Origin of the sequence: Paenibacillus alba (assembly GCF_013204855.1) — a bacterium.
Taxonomy (GTDB): domain Bacteria; phylum Bacillota; class Bacilli; order Paenibacillales; family NBRC-103111; genus Paenibacillus_E; species Paenibacillus_E alba.
On the sequence record NZ_JABMKZ010000006.1, the window covers coordinates 301,620 to 317,084 of the forward strand.

Consider the following 15,465-nt stretch of genomic DNA (forward strand, 5'->3'; position numbering starts at 1 on the left):
GTCAACTAGAGGAGGCGATGTTCCAGAAGAAGTTGCTTTGACAAAAAGTCCTGACTGGCGTCGAGCCGGCCTTTGGGAGGTAGCTTATGGGACGAGCCGAAGGAGTGAAAAGCGTGGTTTCGGGAAATAGGCAAGTTCAGTGCTTTGAAAAGAAAAAAATGTTTTGAATTTCAAAACAAACTTAAAGGATGACTGTTCGGAAAGGAGGTGAGAAAGTGAATGATTAATTTGACTAATCAATTAGCGCGTTACCTTCAGTCCGAGGGCGAGGGGGTGCTGGGAAGCGACATGTTCGTGGACAGCATACCCGCTTCCCCGGATGAAGCGATCTGGTTCAACCATGTTGGCGGCAGCGCAGAATTCAAGCTAGATCCGCCGCAAAGCTGGCGTAAGCTCAGCCTGAATACGAGAAGCGCTACCTCCCAAGGTGCGCAGGATCGCATATGGAGCTGCATGAATAAGCTGCTTCATCCAAATGACGGCGTCATTAAGGTAGATGGACAGCTTTACACGGTACAAATTACAGCTCTGCCTGCTTTGCAGGATAAGGATGCAGCGGGCAGATACGCAATGAAAACTGTGCTGATCCTTAGGCAAGTCGATTCTATCACTGAACCGTGGCTGGAAGCCATCTCCCTTTTCACAGAGACGGCCCTGGGAGCGCAGTGGCGTGTTTATCGCGGGTTCAATGGAACTTGCCGACCGAGCGTCTCATGGCAGTGCATGAACGAGCAAAGCGCCTCGTCTTCAAGAGCCGCTAATCAGCTTTCCAAGCAGTTCGTTGGGCAGATTGCAGCGAGGACGTCCAGTGAATATCAACTGGCCGCGCAGAATTTGCTGCTGGGACTAGCTGAACATGCCAAATTGCCCATGGCTGGGTTGGGCGGCAGATGGTTAACTGTTGTGAATGCTGGCGCAGCTCTTCGGGCCGGAGATTTGTCCACAGGACTTATTACCGTTGCATTAAGCGGTACAGCCGCCGTTCCGCAAGGCGTTTTCCCACTTATAGCTGGCGTACAAACGGCAACACAAATTGAAAATTGAGGTGATCGATTTTGAAACAAAGCACGAAGCAAACAAGCGGTAAACCAGAAAATACTGCTGAAGCCACTTTATATAGCAAAGATGAGCTAATCACGCACTCGCAAGCTTTATTTGCCAGCCAGCCAGAAGTGCTGATCGGCGCTCTGCATGGCTGCGAAGAGAACGAATTTACGATTGAAGCAGCGAATCAACGCATTCAAAACTTTTTACAAAGGAAGGTGCTTGCATAATGGCAGGTGGAACTTGGAGTGGGACGGATCGTCCGGTATTGCCGGGTTTTTATATGAATTTTGAGGCGGCAGCGTTAAGCGCTATTGAGCCTGGCGGGCAAGGCGTAGTAGCTATCCCGGTGAAGGCGAACTGGGGCGCGGTGCGGCAGTTTGTGGAAATTACAAGTGAGCAAGGCATCTATGATGCTTATGGGGTTGATCAAGGGGATACGGCTACGGCGCCGGTTGTATTGAAGCTGGCTTTGCTCGGCAAGCCGAAAAAGCTGCTCGCTTATCGAATCGCGGATACAGCAGCGGCCAAAGCAAGTGTGACCCTGAAGGACTCGGCGGCGGCTAATGTATTGAAGCTTACTGCCAAATACGAGGGTACACGGGGCAATAACTTCTCTGTCATCGTACAGACGAATGCGGTGGATGGGACCAAAAAAGACCTCAAGCTGCTGGAAGGCACAGCAGTTCTGAAGGTGTTCACGTTCTCCGGCAGCACCATCCAAGCGGCAGCAGATGCGATGAATCAGGATGCCAGTAACGTATGGCTGACAGCATCGGTGCTTGCTCCAGGGAGTGGCACACTCGCGCCAGTTGCAGGCAGCGCATTAACAGGGGGCAACTCCGGTATCAGCGCTATCGCTTCCACCGATTATGTGAATGCGCTCAGCGCGCTTGAAACCCAGCAATTCCATGTTGTAGCGCTGGATGGGTTATCGGATGCGAGCATTCAAGCTTCGACGGTTGCGTGGACGACGCGTTTGCGCAGCGAAGGCAGAGGCATTGTAACGGTGCTGGGCGGTTCAGCCGCCGACGATATCGCGGCCGATGCGGTCAGCCGAGCAACAGCGCGAAGCGCAGCTTTCAATCACGAAGCGATCGTGAACGTGGGAGCTGGGGCGATTTTGGCAGGGACGAGCTATAGCTCAGCGTATATTTCCGCCTATGTCGCCGGCCTCATCGCGGGTCAGAAACTGAGTGAATCGACGACCTATGCGGCAGCGCCATTCAGTGACGTGACACGCCGCTGGACGCGGAGCGAGCAGGAAACAGCCGTGAAGAACGGGGTCTTCCTTTTGTACCATGACGGTCAGAAAGTGAAGGCGCTTCGCGGGATGAATGCTTTGGTCAGCTTGCGTCAGGGACAGAGCGCGGCTTGGAAGAAAATCCGCACGATTCGTGTAATGGATACGATTAACAACGATTTGCTCCGCACGGCGGAAGACAGCTATATCGGCAAAGTAAACAACACAGAAGAAGGGCGACTGGCGCTGGTGGAAGCGGCTAAGCAGTACATGCAGACATTGGCTCAAGCGGGTGTGATTGAAGCAGCCGATTTCGATGTTTACTTGAATCCGGCCTACTATGGTACAGGTTCGGTGCTGACGCCGGCTGCCGACCAAGTGTACATCAAATGGGAAGCGAAGCTGACGGATGTGATGGAACAAATTTTTGGCACATTTACCGTAAATTAAGGGGGACTAGCGATGAGTTTAGATGCGAGCAGAGTTATTTTAGGGACATATGGTCAGGTATTTATTGCAGGTGTATGGCAAACGAATTTTAACCATTTGGAAGCCAATGTGGAAATTCAGAAGAAAGAATTGAACCTGGCCGGCGACCCTTGGGTACGCCACAAGAAAGGCGCAATGAAGGGAACGGGAACGATGAGCGGGTTCAAAGTGACCAGCGATATGATTGCCCGCGGATTCGATAAATTCAGTCTCGTTTCCAAATTAAACGATCCCGATGCTTATGGCTTTGAGCGGATTACCTTGAATAATGTCATGCTGGACAAGCTTCAGCTGGCGAATTGGACGGCCGGCGAGGAAGTCAAAGAAGAGGTTGCTTTCACATTCGAAGGCTACACACTGAATGACCCGATCAGGGGTATCTAAAAGAGGAGGAACGCGATCATGTTAACGGATGAACAAATTTTGCAAAAGCTGCTCGACGCAGATCAATTGCCAGAAAAGACGGTGACCCTTTCAAGGGTCGGCGTCCCGATTATTTTGCGCGGATTAACTGGGAAGCAGGTGTTTGCGCTGCGTGAGCGCTGCACGGAACGTTCGGATCGCCGGGGTGTGCACACGGACCGATTGGATGAAGAGCAGTTCAACGTCGCGCTGATTGCTGCCGCCACCGTGTCCCCTAACTGGGGGGACTCGAGGCTGCTGACGAAGTATCAGGCCAGCTCCGGCGAGGAAGTGATCAAGCGGATTTTGCTCGCAGGCGAGCTGTCCGCGCTTGGGGATGAAGTGCTGGACCTGAGCGGTTTCAACACAACGCTGGATGAAGTAAAAAACTAATTGCCTCCGGGGGGCTCCCGGCGATGCTCCATGCGATGTGGACGCGTCACCATCTGCGCCCCGGAGCATTCTGGAAGCTGCCTCGCGGTGAGCAGCAATTCCTGCTCGCCAGCTTGGAACTCGAGCTGGAGCAGGAACAGGCGCTGCAGCGAGAGCGCGATCGCGCAAGGAGGTGAGAGCGATGAGTGATACCGTACTAGTTGGCAATATGGCCAAAATGATGGCTGCGCAGGATCGATTGCGCAGTATGGTGGACCGAACGGGCGCATCAACGAGGCGTCTGGAAGATATGTTCGGCAAGGCTGCTGAGGCCAGCGCAAGATTAAGTCAGATTACCGCCAGACCGACGATTGCGATCAGGGATTATTTCTCCTTCGTGATTGACCGCCTGCTGCTGCAATTGGCGGATTTGCGCCACACGAAGGTGGATTTGAAGCTGATGCTGGGTGAGGACATCCTCAGGAATGCTAAGCAGCTTCGCGATTTGTTGAAGGGGCTGGGCGGCAGTTTATCCATTGACGTGGAGGCGAAGGGAGCGGCTAAAGCGTCGGCTTCCGCTTCGGCATCCGTAACGATGCTGAGCGTGACGACCAAACCGGATACGAACCCTATTGATACGTGGATTGATCGAATTCTGAAAATCGCCGAGGCGATTAAGGCTTTGGGGGAGGCCTTCCAAGCTTTTGGCGCAGGCTTTAAAAGTTTCGCACAGGGGATCAAAATCCTCAAGGAATTGTTTACGGGAAAAGGCAAGCAGCCTGCAGCAGATAAAACCAAGCCGAAGGCAGGCGGGAAGACCGATCCTTGCGCCAAGGAGAAGACGAAGTGCAAGGGCGGGGATAAGACGAAGTGCAAGGGCGGAAATAAAACAAAGTCCAAAGCAGGTTCGAAAACGAAGTGCAAAGGCGGCAGCAAAACCAGATCGCAGACAAGCGATGCTGCATCGAAAAGCAAGTCGAAGGCCAATAAAGCGGAAGTCAGAGCAGGGGAAAGAGCACGTGGAACTCCTCCGCCGGCGCCTGCCGCCTCAGATGTGATACCGGAAGGAAATCCGGCAGCTCCGCAAGGAGGGCGCTTGGGCAAGTTGTTCAAGAAAGGCTCCAAGCTGATGAAAATGGGTGGAAAAGTGGTGAAGCCGCTCGGTATCGCACTATCAGCCGTAGATATTTTGACCTCCGACAATAAGGCGGCCGCAGCCATTCAAGCAGGTTCAGGTGCAGCGGGGACTGCACTCGGGGCAGCCATAGGCTCATTCATTTTGCCAGGTGTAGGGACTGCCGTTGGTGGTATTGTTGGCGGTTGGCTCGGCGATAAAGCGGGCTCCTATATTAATGATAAATTGTTTGGGAATAAGGATGCCTCTCAGGATCAGGAGTCCAAGACGGATCTGCTGCCTGCGGGTCGCGAGTCAGCGGCTGCTGATCCCTTGCAAGCGAATACTTCAGGAGGAAACGGGGGTAGTCAGGAGGCTGCACCGCCTAACCAATATGAGATTACGGTGGACGGGATCACGATTAATTTTCCCAAAGAAGAAGTGAATGAGGAAGAGTTGGCCCTCACCATCGGGCATCAAATCGCCTCGCAAATCAATGCGGCCATTCAAAATCGCGTAGAGAACGGAGGGGGCGCTTATGGCTGATAAACAGATGGATTTTACGCTGGAAGATCCAAGCGGATTGAAACTCCATTTCCCTGTCAATCCGTCCGAGGTGAACATTCGCCGGGACAAAAGCTTTGAAACGATCACGATTATTCGTGGCGGTGAGCTGGATGTACCGCAAGGAGTGAAGGTGAAGGAAATTGCCTTCTCCTCCTTTTTTCCGGCGGATTATGATGCCAGCTACTGCAAGTATAAACCGCTGCCTAATCCACAAACGGCGATGAATCAGTTGAATACGTGGATGGAGAGCCAGGAACCGCTGCGGCTGATTATTACGGAAACCGATGTGAATGTGCTGGTCATGCTTTCGGCGCATAACAGCAGCTTCAGGGGCGGCGAGCCGGGCGATGTGTATTTTGATGTGACGTTTCGTACATGGAATGACTATAAAGTAAGAACATTGGATGAGCGGTTGGGCAGCTCAGGTGGGGAGGCGCGTTCTGATATTAAACCGGTGCCTCCTACTTATAAGGTCAAGTCAGGCGATTCTCTATGGGCTATTGCCAAAATGAATCTAGGCTCCGGCGGCCGTTGGCGGGAGATTTATGAAGCTAATCGTGGAATTATCGGCGATAATCCCGATTTGATTCAGCCTGATCAAGAGTTGGTGATGCCCGGATGACAGCTAAGAGGATGGCTGGCCTGTATGATATTTGGCTGGAGGATAAGTATGCGCTTCAGGATTTGATTTATGAACTAACGCTGGAGGAAGCACTCGATGAGATCTCCTACCGGGCTCAGGCGACACTCGTCGTGTCACCGGATTTCCCAGGTATGAAGCCCGGTCAAGCTGTTCGTGTATTAGGAGTTCCTTTCGGGGCTACGCAGCAGGTAGATTTGCTTCATCCCGCTGTCGTTTGGCAGTGTGAAAATCACTATGAACGAAGCGACCGGCTGACGGTAACGATGTATGATCGCACGATTTATTTGGCGAAATCTGAGGATGAATATGTGTTTCCAGCGGGGATGACGGCGAGTGAGCGCATTCGCAAGTATGCGGATGATTGGAACATTCGGTATGGCCGTTTGCCGGATACGGAAGTGAAGCTGGCTAAGGCGCTTTATCGCGCGGAGTCGATCTACGGGATGATGATGAAAGATTTGAAGGAAACGGCCAAGAAAGGCGGTCCGATGTATCGCCCCCGCATGACGGTCGAAGGCTTGGAACTCGTGCAAATTGGCAGCAACAGGGTGGTTTGGTCGTTAGAGCCAAGCGAGAATGTGATAAGCATTATGCAGAAAAGGACGCTCGAAGGCGCCGTGACCAAGGTAAAAGTGCTGGGCACCAAAGAGGCCGGTGACGATGCTGCCGCACAAGTATTAGCCGTTGAAGAAGGAGAAATTGCAGCACTGGGCACCTTGCAGAAAATTGTGCAGGACAACAGCTACAACTCTGTCAGCGAAGCCAAAAAGGCGGCACATGCGCTGCTGGCGGGCGTGCAGGAAACCATCAGCGTGACATCGCTGGATATCAACACGATTCGCGCAGGCGATAAGGTCGATCTGGCTGGCAGCGGGATGGAGCTGATCGCGATGTCCGTCCGGCATGAGCTGGGCGACCCCGGCAAAATGGTGCTGGAACTGGGCAGCCCCGAACTGGTAAGAAGGAGGTATTACATGAATGAATCCGTATAAAAAGCTCGCGACTACGCTTGATAATCGGATGTCTGGACATGCGGCATCGGCTATCACAGGCCTGCCTGCAGAGCTGGGAACGATGACGGCCGGGGGACTCAAGCTGGATCGTTTTAAACATGAGATTGCTGACTACTATGTGGCGGATTGGATGGCGAAGCTGCATTTGCCTGCTTTTACACTAGGTGGGACTGTTACTGGATTGACCAGCGGCAGCGGGGCTGTGACCGGGCAGGGGACGTTTGCTTTTGGCGAGTCCGAGGTGGAGGATGTGCGTTTGGAGTTTCAGCATGGCTTGAAGTCTGGAGACCGTGTCTTGGCGATTCCTATCAATGATGGCAATGACGTTGTGATCATCTGCAAGGTGGTGAAATGATGCCGAATTTATTTCCGCAGGTTGGGGCAGGAGCTGGAACGGGGACAGAAACAGGCACAGGCACAGGAACAGGAACAGGAACCCTTGTTGGGGAGAAGCGCAAAAGATCGGTTAAGTTTGGGCGCAGCCCGAAGTTTGACCATTCACTTGGTGAATTCGTAACGACCCAGACGGGGAGAATTGCCGAATGCACGGCTACAGAAGCATGGTTGGAATGGTGCCAAAAGGCGCTGCGTACGGAGCGCTACGCGCATCTCGTATATTCACGGACGTATGGTCAGGAATTTGAGGATTTGATTGCCCGGCATTTGACCAGGCAGGCGAATGAGATGGAAATCGCCCGGATCACGACGGAAACGTTGAAAGTCGATCCGCGTACAGCGGATGTACGCCATTTTACATTTCAATGGAAAAATAGCGAGTGCTCGTTTCAATGTGAAATCACCAACGTGCGAGGCGAGCGCAAGAACATCAAGGGAAGTGTGGTGATCAGTTAATATGGCAAGTTTACCGGATTATTTGGCCGAGCAGACCGAAGAAGCGATTCGCGGGCGAATGCTGGATCGACTTTCGTCCGATTGGGATCAATCCGAAGGGTCGTACATTTGGGATGCTTTGGCTCCGGCAGCAATTGAGTTGGCACAGGCGGCGATTCAGTCGCAGGAAGTTTTGCGGCGAGGTTTTGCAGGAACGACCTTCGGTCCCTATTTGGACTTGCGTTGTGCCGAGCATGGTGTTTTTCGCAAGGAGGCCGTTAAGGCAGCTGGCTTGGTTGAGTTTGCAGGAATCCCGGGCACCGTAGTGCCTAAAGGTACACGCATCGGAACAATGGCGGATACGTATCAGGGGACGGCTTCGATTATTTTTGAGACGCAGGATGCGGGAGTTGTAGATGGCTCGGGGCGTATTGCCGTGCTGGCATCTGCTGTGAATGGCGGGACAGGGGGGAATGTACCCAGTGGTGCAATTAGCCTATTGATTTCTCCTATTGCTGGAGTTACGGGAGTGACGAATGCTGGGGCAATTACAGGCGGGGCAGAGAAAGAGGGTGATCCCGCTCTATTGAACCGTTATTATGCGAAAGTTCGCTCCCCCGGAACAAGCGGGAACAAAGCGGATTATCTCAACTGGGCGCTCGATGTAGCAGGCGTTGGCGCAGCGCAGGTACTACCTTTGTGGAACGGCCCGGGCACCGTCAAAGTTGTTGTTATCGGCACGGATAAAAGAAGCGCCTCGGCTTCCGTTGTCGCTGCTGTGCAGCAATACATCTATCCAGCGCCGCCTTTGGTTGGGAAAGCGCCGATCGGTGCGGCCGTCACCGTCGTTGCGGCTGCCGAGGTCTTGATTGGCATCTCTGCGAGTGTGACCTTGAGTGGGAGTCGAACCTTGGCGCAGGTGAAAGCTGATTTTATGGCGACTGTTCGTAGCTATTTAGCTGAAATAGCGTTCTCTGCGGATCCGTATGTGCGCTATGTGCGAATTGGCTCCTTGCTGCTGGATACGCCGGGCGTACAGGATTATGCCGGTTTGCAGTTGAACGGTGGGGGGACCAATATTGTGATTGGCGCTGGGCAGGTTGCCGTTATTGGGGTGGTGACGCTGTGAGTGCGAATATGAGTGCTGGTATGAATGAAAGTATGAGTGAGAGTACGAATGAGAGTAAGAGTGTGGGAATGAATGAGAGTATGGGTGCGGGTATGAATAAGAGTATGAATGCGGGTATGAATGCGAGTATGAGCGGCGTCAGGATGAAGGGATATTTGCCCCGCTACTATGAGACCTCGCGGGTCATGGATGGCATTCTGCAAGCGCAGGGCGCGGAGCTTGATCTTTTGCGTGTCTCCTTGGAGGAGACACTGGCGCAGTTCTTCGTCGGCTCCGCTACGTGGGGGCTCGACGTTTGGGAAGCCGAGCTCGGCATAGCGCCGGTGCCGGGCAAGCCTGACGATCAGCGCCGGTCGGTGATCAACGCCAAGCTGCGCGGCGTGGGAACCGTCACCGTCGAGCTGATCGAGAGCGTGGCCAGCGCGTACAGTCGCGGCACGGTTGAAGTGACGCAGCAGCCGGCTGCGTATCAATTCACCGTGCGGTTCGTGGACACGCTCGGCACGCCGCCTAATCTTGGCGATCTGAAGGCGGCGATCGACGAGATCAAACCGGCACATTTGCAAGTCGTGTACCAGTACAAATACTTCTTGCTCAACCAGCTCCACCAAACGATGACCATCAATCAAATTCAAACGAGGAAAATGACCGATTTCGCGCCATTCATCCCCGTTTAACCAGGAGGGAAACGCATATGCCGAGCTCGACAACGAACATGGGGCTTTATAAGAAGAACCCGTCTACGGACGGGAATGATACGTTTGATATTAATACGATGTTGAATGACAACTGGGATCGGATTGATTCGCAGGTTGGGGGGCAGTTGGGTAATTCAGCGCCCATGGCTGTGAATTTGGTTAATGGATTGCAGGTTGTTACGGCTCCGAAGGGGGCGCCGTTGGAGAATTTGCGGATTACGGGGCGGACTTTGGTTAATTTGTTGGGGCGGGATGGGGGTTGTGAGGATGTGAGCAAATGGAGCGCTTATCAATCAACATTCTCTTTAGATGCAACAAACAAGACTACAGGTTCCAGTGCAATTAAAGTAACCATTTCAGCTACATTCACAAGTGGTTCGGCAGTTGAGATGCTGAGGTTAAATTTGTCGAACGGTAAAAATTATTTACTCGCAGGAGACATTAAAAATGGCAATGCAACAAAAGGGAGATTGACCTTAATTAATGGTGGCGGTAGCGCTATGGATATTACAGATACGACGAAGTTTAATACCACATATTTAGCTTTTACGCAAGCTACCGATACAACAGCAGCCTATGTGGACTTGGGGGTTATTGGGGCGGCAGGGCAGTACGCGTACTTCGATGCTGTTAGAGTTTATGAAATTACAGCGGCAGAAAAAGCATATATAAACGGCTTGTCGACAGCAGCGGCACAATCTTACATTACAGCTAAGTACCCATATGTAGATGATGTAAAACATGTTAATGCACCTTATGTAATTAACTATGGTGAAAACTTATTACCGCCGTTTGTCGAGTGGGCGGCAAATGGAGCGCCTACAAACTTAGCGATTTCAGATCCTTATAGCATTTCATTTGGTGGTACTTCGTCGGCAGGCACATTCACTTGTATTGTTCCAGTTGTTCAAGGTCAGACATACACAATTTCAATGACAAAAGACACAACAAACGCGAGATTAGTTGTTTACAAAGGGAACGCGTCATCTTACACTGCTGCAATTGCAACGACTACAAACACGGCGACATTTACCGTTGATGGCACATATGCAGGTAATTCCGTAATGGTACAAATTGACAACGGTAGCGTTGCAGGGCCATACACATTTAACAACCCGCGTATGAGTATCGGTCCAGTAGATAAGGTATTTAAATCACGTAATGACGATATGCTTGCCTTCCCTAACGTACAATTAGCCTCTTCTGTAGATGGTACAGTATATGACACGTTATTCAAACGTGATGGGAAATACTTTGTTGAGAAGAGATTTAAAGATGTGGTACTTGATGGCAGCTTAGCATGGTTACTTGGAGGAAGTGGTCCGGGTAACAAGACAGTCCAGATACTTGCGGGTATTGTTGATTCGAAATCAACCTTTCCTGATGTAGTAAGGTATGACGGTAAAATTCTACTAAAAACAACGTCTGTAGTGGATGCCCTTTGGATTGACATAAAAAATGGTAATTTATTAACTGTTATATCCAATACAGACAGCGGTTGGGGCGATTCTTACACAAACCCATCAACAGCAGAGATACAAGCATATTTCTATGGTTGGAAGATGTATGATGGAGTTAATGGCGCTAACCCTTACAATACAGGAACTAAAGCATGGTGTTATCGCACATTAGGTGGTTATACTGGCGGGACAAACACATTGCCAACGGCTCCTGCGCCATATACAGGAGCGTTCACGCCTTACAAACTAACCTATCAACTAGCAGTGCCAACATTTGAAGAAATCACTGTTGAAACAGGAATGTCTCTACATGAAGGTAGAAATCAAGTTGAAGTTGGGCAAGGTATCGTGTTACGAGAGAAGATGCCACTAAAAAGTATTGATGGCATATATTACACTTTAAACGATATGAGGAATACATCTACTTATTTAAAAAGTCCGATTTCTAAAATAGTAAACATTTTTAAAAATGGAAAGCTTGATTCCCAGTCAAATAGAGGTTCTTTACCAGTTGACTCATCTTGGACATTAAATTACTTTGATGCTGTTACTAGAGGTCTTGTTAAGCCTGTTTTACACAAAAGTGGATTTGACCCATCAGCAACATATGAAGTCTCATACATTGCATCGGATCAGTATCTATTAGCAGCCCCAGTACAAGCGGTAGACGGTGAAGTAGCAAGCAATCTTAAAACAGTTGTCGATGCATTGTCCACGAATCAAGCAGACCAAGAGGCACGTATTAGTGCTAATGAAATTCTAGCTAGACAAATATACAACGTCCCCCAAAAGACAAGTGCTGCAATGTCGTTATATGTTGATGCAGTAAACGGGGCAGATAACAACGATGGAAGTGCAGGGAAGCCGTTTAAGTCGATTCAACGGGCAGTTAATAGCATTCCGCAAATTGTTAATCATACGGTAAGTGTTATCTGCGCTGCTGGTACGTATAATGAAGACGTTATTATTGATGGTTTTACTTGTGCGAAGAATTCGGGGATTGTAGCAATCATAGGTGCAACAACTGCCACGACAACACATAGCGTAAATTCTTTCTTTATTCACAATTGTTTCGGGCGCGTATCAGTAGAAGGATTTAATGCTACTAATACGAGTGCAGCTGGTATTGGTGTCGCTTATTCAAATGGATGGGTTATATATGCGTGTAATGTAACCACAGCATCCATAAACAGCGGCATAGCCGTGACGGTATCTACGGGGCGAATCGAGTCCTGCATAACTTCGAATCGTGGAACAGGTCTAAACGTTTCTTATTACAGTCAAGTGTTCATTCAACAGTGTATAGGCACTAATAACACGATTTATGGCATCAATTCCTCAGAAGGTTCTTTTGTTTCAATTGATGCAAATACAACAGTAACGGGGATTTTGGCTGCTAGGGGAGCATTTAACGGGGGGATCATTTCAACGGGTGTCCTTAATCCTTGGGGAGATAACACACAAGCGAATAGAAGCCGTATCTTAGGTAACAACAACGCAACACAAAGTATATCGGCAGCAACAGCAACAAAGGTATTATTTCAAATTGCAGGCATAGACAATTTAGGCGAATGGGTTTCTAGTAAATTCACAGCGAAAAGTGCAGGCACGTATGATCTAAGCGGGTCGCTTGTCTTCTCATCTGGTTTCACGGCATCTATGAATTACGGGGTATGGATATATAGGAATGGTGTGGCATACAGGGGACCGAATTGCAACGGCGGTACATCCTACGCCGCCCCTTCGATTCCCTTTGCATTCAAGATGGATTTAGCCGCAAATGACTATGTAGAAATTTATATAACAACATCCGTTGCAACCATTGTAAATACAGGCTCTTGGGTTGATATATCCAGAACAGCATAAAGGAGGAAACCCCACATGAACATAGCACAAGCAATCATGCATCTATACCCAGATGCCAATCCCCTAACCGACTTCATCGTCCAAGACGACTCAGACGGACAAGGCCCCTATATCGCGAAATGGAACCTAGAATCTCCCGAGCCAACGGAGGAACAACTTCAATCCGCATGGGAAGCGATGCAGCCAACTCCGGAGCAAGTTTTGTCACAATCGAAGCAATCAAAGACGGAAGAACTCAACTCCAAATGCAACACAACAATTCTAAGCGGATTCAAGTCAAAAGCTCTCGGCACGGAACACGCCTACGACTTCGACTACGAAGCCCAAACAAATCTCAACAGCATGCTAAACGCAATCGCAGCACACATAGCCGCAGATCCCATCCCTTTGAAAGCCTCCGGCATGCTACAGCCGCACTCTTTTGAACAATTCAAAAACCTCTACGCAGATGGGCTCGCCCACAAAAACGCCAACATCAGCAAGTACTGGGAGCTGAAAGCAGCACTATCGGCAGCAAACACCGAAGAAGAAGTCACATCAATCATATGGTAATTTACGCAGAAAGGCTGCCCAGAACCTACAATCTCGGCGGCTTTTCCTCACCTTGAAGAAAGGAGCAACTATATATGAATCAAATTAATTTTAATATGATTTCGGCTGTGTTTGGAACGATGTTAACTTACGCATTCGGCGGGTGGAATGAATTGATGGCGCTATTTCTTATGGCGATCCTCATTGATTATTTGACGGGGATTGCTGCGTCGATAAAGGAACAACGTGGACTGAATAGTCAGGTTGGCTTTTGGGGACTCGCCCGCAAAGGGCTGATGCTGCTGGTCATCATGCTGGCGCATCGGATGGATCTTCTCTTTGATACGGAGTTGATGATGACGGCGGCTATTTATTTTTATTTAGCTAATGAGCTGATTTCGATTACGGAGAATTATGGGCGGTTGGGGCTTCCGCTGCCAAGCTTTCTGAAACAGATGATTCAAATTCTACGCAGCAAAGGGGAAGGGCTATGAGCAAGGATAGTTTTATTGATCAAGTGGCGCCGACCGCACAAGCGGATATGCTGGAGTATGGGATTTTGGCGAGTGTGACGATTGCGCAGGCGATTTTGGAAAGCAGCTGGGGGCGGTCGGCACCTGGGAATAATTTGTTTGGCATCAAAGGGAGCGGGCAGCAGCAAGCGACGCAGGAGTTCATTAACGGCAAGTGGATACAAATTGTAGACGGTTTTAGAGTGTACGAAAGCTGGGCAGAAAGCATACGCGATCATTCTCTTTTGCTTGCGCAGAATCAGCGCTATAAGAATGTTTTGAATGAACGCAATTACCTAATTGCAAGCAAGGAGCTGCAGCGTGCAGGCTACGCCACAGATCCCAAGTACGCGGACAAGCTTATACAAATCATAGAGGGAAGTGATCTCACTCGCTTTGATCAGCTGGAGGAAAAGGGGGAGTATATGATGAATGCGGATGATGCGAACAAGATTATTCATTTTCTATCGGCCGCTTGGATGAGTACGGAGGATGCAGAAGCTAGAGAAGAATTCCACCGACTTGCTGATGAGCTGCGTAAGGCTTCGGGCCAACTGGAGGCGTAAGCAAAACACAAATAAGAGCCTTTGCAGGCTCTTATTTGCGCGAATTCTCTTCATTAGAGGTGAATAGAAGACGTAAGAGACTCTTATTGGCGCGGATTCCCTAGTTTCAGCCAGTATTCTAACGAATAGAAGTCTCCAGAAGCTTCTATTCTCACTTCAAACGGCATATTTCCCCAAATAGAAGTCCCGAGAGACTGCTATTCTCAGCTAGCCGCCGCCAACTCGCCACTAACTCGCCACCGCCTCGCCGTCGACCCGCCATCCATCACCAGCCGCCCCTATCTACCAGCGCCAACTCTATCAAAATCCCGACCAGTCCCGACCCGAAGGGTCAAGCACATAGGATCTGACCCGCTGCACGCCGCTAGCCGGCTTGATAATCCCTTTCCCATGCAAGCTGCGAAGCCATTTGCGCGCATGTTCCACGCGGATGCCCAGATGCGCCGCAACGGCTTGCGGCTTAAGTGGGGCAACGGCGCTGGCAGCCAGCCGAGTGATTTCTTTCTCTCGATGTGTGAGCGACCACATCTCGCGACCACTGTCATCGCCATACCACCGCCCCATCATGTTCAAAATAACCTGCTGACAGCGCCGCTGATGCCCAGTGATATCATCAACGGCAAACCGAATAACTTTCCAGCCATCCAGCATCAGCTGGTTCTGCCGCATCAGGTTATCTCCGAAGCGAGTTCGGTCTACATCCCGGGCATGGGGGCCGAACCCATCTATCTCGATGCAAATCCGATGGGGCGGCCGCAGATAAACAAAGTCAACGAACCGCGTGTTGTCTTGAAAGTCCCTGACTTCATACTCTGGGTGCAAATATCGGAAATGCCCGACAACGGGCCACCAGATGTGCTGCATGAACAACTTTTCCGCATAGCCGTGTCCTTCATGTAGTCGACGCAGACGCTCTCCAGAACGTCTCGTCTTATGATACTGAACGAAGATTTCATGTTCTGTCAGAAAATCCATCCAATACTCC

At 50.3% G+C, this 15,465-nt stretch carries 18 protein-coding genes; 17 read left to right on the top strand and 1 reads right to left on the bottom strand.

Annotation, left to right across the window (positions count from 1 at the left end; translation table 11 throughout):
* Positions 1-219: 219 nt before the first annotated feature.
* From HQN90_RS11640 to HQN90_RS11720, 17 genes are all read left to right on the top strand, one after another.
* On the top strand, positions 220-1,044 hold the full coding sequence (locus HQN90_RS11640; RefSeq protein WP_173218359.1) for a minor capsid protein: 825 nt from the start codon (positions 220-222) through the stop codon (positions 1,042-1,044).
* A gap of 11 nt (positions 1,045-1,055) precedes the next feature.
* A complete protein-coding gene (locus HQN90_RS11645; RefSeq protein WP_173218361.1) occupies positions 1,056-1,274 on the top strand; it encodes a YqzN/YkzM domain-containing protein in 219 nt (72 codons plus the stop codon).
* Positions 1,274-2,737 (top strand): phage tail sheath subtilisin-like domain-containing protein, encoded by a 1,464-nt coding sequence (locus HQN90_RS11650; protein WP_173218363.1) that lies wholly within the window; start codon positions 1,274-1,276, stop codon positions 2,735-2,737. Before HQN90_RS11645 ends, HQN90_RS11650 begins: the two co-directional genes overlap by 1 nt.
* Before the next feature lie 12 nt (positions 2,738-2,749).
* On the top strand, positions 2,750-3,160 hold the full coding sequence (locus HQN90_RS11655; RefSeq protein ID WP_173218365.1) for a phage tail tube protein: 411 nt from the start codon (positions 2,750-2,752) through the stop codon (positions 3,158-3,160).
* Positions 3,161-3,178: 18 nt separating this feature from the next.
* On the top strand, positions 3,179-3,571 hold the full coding sequence (locus HQN90_RS11660; protein ID WP_079414104.1) for a phage tail assembly chaperone: 393 nt from the start codon (positions 3,179-3,181) through the stop codon (positions 3,569-3,571).
* 23 nt (positions 3,572-3,594) lie between these two features.
* A complete protein-coding gene (locus HQN90_RS11665; RefSeq protein WP_173218367.1) occupies positions 3,595-3,747 on the top strand; it encodes a hypothetical protein in 153 nt (50 codons plus the stop codon).
* Positions 3,748-3,752: 5 nt separating this feature from the next.
* The gene (locus HQN90_RS11670) at positions 3,753-5,210 is read left to right on the top strand and encodes a glycine zipper domain-containing protein (protein WP_173218369.1); all 1,458 of its coding nucleotides are present in this window, start codon (positions 3,753-3,755) and stop codon (positions 5,208-5,210) included.
* Positions 5,211-5,217: 7 nt separating this feature from the next.
* The gene (locus HQN90_RS11675) at positions 5,218-5,853 is read left to right on the top strand and encodes a LysM peptidoglycan-binding domain-containing protein (RefSeq protein ID WP_173218483.1); all 636 of its coding nucleotides are present in this window, start codon (positions 5,218-5,220) and stop codon (positions 5,851-5,853) included.
* Positions 5,850-6,866 carry an XkdQ/YqbQ family protein gene (locus tag HQN90_RS11680; protein WP_246362223.1) on the top strand — a complete coding sequence of 339 codons (1,017 nt, stop codon included), beginning with the start codon at positions 5,850-5,852 and terminating at the stop codon, positions 6,864-6,866. Before HQN90_RS11675 ends, HQN90_RS11680 begins: the two co-directional genes overlap by 4 nt.
* Complete coding sequence (locus HQN90_RS11685; RefSeq protein ID WP_173218371.1) at positions 6,853-7,242, top strand: hypothetical protein; 390 nt, start codon at positions 6,853-6,855, stop codon at positions 7,240-7,242. Before HQN90_RS11680 ends, HQN90_RS11685 begins: the two co-directional genes overlap by 14 nt.
* A complete protein-coding gene (locus HQN90_RS11690) occupies positions 7,239-7,739 on the top strand; it encodes a DUF2634 domain-containing protein (RefSeq protein WP_216855285.1) in 501 nt (166 codons plus the stop codon). Before HQN90_RS11685 ends, HQN90_RS11690 begins: the two co-directional genes overlap by 4 nt.
* 1 nt (position 7,740) lies before the next feature.
* A complete protein-coding gene (locus HQN90_RS11695; protein WP_173218373.1) occupies positions 7,741-8,847 on the top strand; it encodes a baseplate J/gp47 family protein in 1,107 nt (368 codons plus the stop codon).
* A 68-nt stretch (positions 8,848-8,915) separates the two neighbouring features.
* Positions 8,916-9,524, top strand: a complete 609-nt coding sequence (locus tag HQN90_RS11700) for a YmfQ family protein (protein WP_246362225.1) — start codon at positions 8,916-8,918, stop codon at positions 9,522-9,524.
* A gap of 17 nt (positions 9,525-9,541) precedes the next feature.
* Positions 9,542-12,871, top strand: a complete 3,330-nt coding sequence (locus HQN90_RS11705; protein ID WP_173218374.1) for a hypothetical protein — start codon at positions 9,542-9,544, stop codon at positions 12,869-12,871.
* Positions 12,872-12,886: 15 nt separating this feature from the next.
* Positions 12,887-13,423 (top strand): XkdW family protein, encoded by a 537-nt coding sequence (locus HQN90_RS11710; RefSeq protein WP_173218376.1) that lies wholly within the window; start codon positions 12,887-12,889, stop codon positions 13,421-13,423.
* A 74-nt stretch (positions 13,424-13,497) separates the two neighbouring features.
* Positions 13,498-13,896: a phage holin family protein gene (locus HQN90_RS11715; protein WP_173218378.1), complete on the top strand. Its 399-nt coding sequence runs from the start codon at positions 13,498-13,500 to the stop codon at positions 13,894-13,896.
* The gene (locus HQN90_RS11720; protein ID WP_173218380.1) at positions 13,893-14,480 is read left to right on the top strand and encodes a glycoside hydrolase family 73 protein; all 588 of its coding nucleotides are present in this window, start codon (positions 13,893-13,895) and stop codon (positions 14,478-14,480) included. Before HQN90_RS11715 ends, HQN90_RS11720 begins: the two co-directional genes overlap by 4 nt.
* A 300-nt stretch (positions 14,481-14,780) precedes the next feature.
* On the opposite strand, the gene HQN90_RS11725 is transcribed toward HQN90_RS11720, so the two are convergent.
* A complete protein-coding gene (locus HQN90_RS11725) occupies positions 14,781-15,455 on the bottom strand; it encodes a DNA-binding response regulator (RefSeq protein ID WP_173218382.1) in 675 nt (224 codons plus the stop codon).
* Positions 15,456-15,465: the final 10 nt, after the last annotated feature.

Bases quoted from the DNA above. Each gene is read 5' to 3' on its own strand.
- HQN90_RS11640 (WP_173218359.1), top strand. From the start codon at position 220: ATGATTAATTTGACTAATCAATTAGCGCGTTACCTTCAGTCCGAGGGC.
- HQN90_RS11650 (WP_173218363.1), top strand. From the start codon at position 1,274: ATGGCAGGTGGAACTTGGAGTGGGACGGATCGTCCGGTATTGCCGGGT.
- HQN90_RS11655 (WP_173218365.1), top strand. From the start codon at position 2,750: ATGAGTTTAGATGCGAGCAGAGTTATTTTAGGGACATATGGTCAGGTA.
- HQN90_RS11660 (WP_079414104.1), top strand. From the start codon at position 3,179: ATGTTAACGGATGAACAAATTTTGCAAAAGCTGCTCGACGCAGATCAA.
- HQN90_RS11665 (WP_173218367.1), top strand. From the start codon at position 3,595: ATGCTCCATGCGATGTGGACGCGTCACCATCTGCGCCCCGGAGCATTC.
- HQN90_RS11670 (WP_173218369.1), top strand. From the start codon at position 3,753: ATGAGTGATACCGTACTAGTTGGCAATATGGCCAAAATGATGGCTGCG.
- HQN90_RS11675 (WP_173218483.1), top strand. From the start codon at position 5,218: ATGGATTTTACGCTGGAAGATCCAAGCGGATTGAAACTCCATTTCCCT.
- HQN90_RS11680 (WP_246362223.1), top strand. From the start codon at position 5,850: ATGACAGCTAAGAGGATGGCTGGCCTGTATGATATTTGGCTGGAGGAT.
- HQN90_RS11685 (WP_173218371.1), top strand. From the start codon at position 6,853: ATGAATCCGTATAAAAAGCTCGCGACTACGCTTGATAATCGGATGTCT.
- HQN90_RS11690 (WP_216855285.1), top strand. From the start codon at position 7,239: ATGATGCCGAATTTATTTCCGCAGGTTGGGGCAGGAGCTGGAACGGGG.
- HQN90_RS11695 (WP_173218373.1), top strand. From the start codon at position 7,741: ATGGCAAGTTTACCGGATTATTTGGCCGAGCAGACCGAAGAAGCGATT.
- HQN90_RS11700 (WP_246362225.1), top strand. From the start codon at position 8,916: ATGAATGAGAGTATGGGTGCGGGTATGAATAAGAGTATGAATGCGGGT.
- HQN90_RS11705 (WP_173218374.1), top strand. From the start codon at position 9,542: ATGCCGAGCTCGACAACGAACATGGGGCTTTATAAGAAGAACCCGTCT.
- HQN90_RS11710 (WP_173218376.1), top strand. From the start codon at position 12,887: ATGAACATAGCACAAGCAATCATGCATCTATACCCAGATGCCAATCCC.
- HQN90_RS11715 (WP_173218378.1), top strand. From the start codon at position 13,498: ATGAATCAAATTAATTTTAATATGATTTCGGCTGTGTTTGGAACGATG.
- HQN90_RS11720 (WP_173218380.1), top strand. From the start codon at position 13,893: ATGAGCAAGGATAGTTTTATTGATCAAGTGGCGCCGACCGCACAAGCG.
- HQN90_RS11725 (WP_173218382.1), bottom strand. From the start codon at position 15,455: ATGGATTTTCTGACAGAACATGAAATCTTCGTTCAGTATCATAAGACG.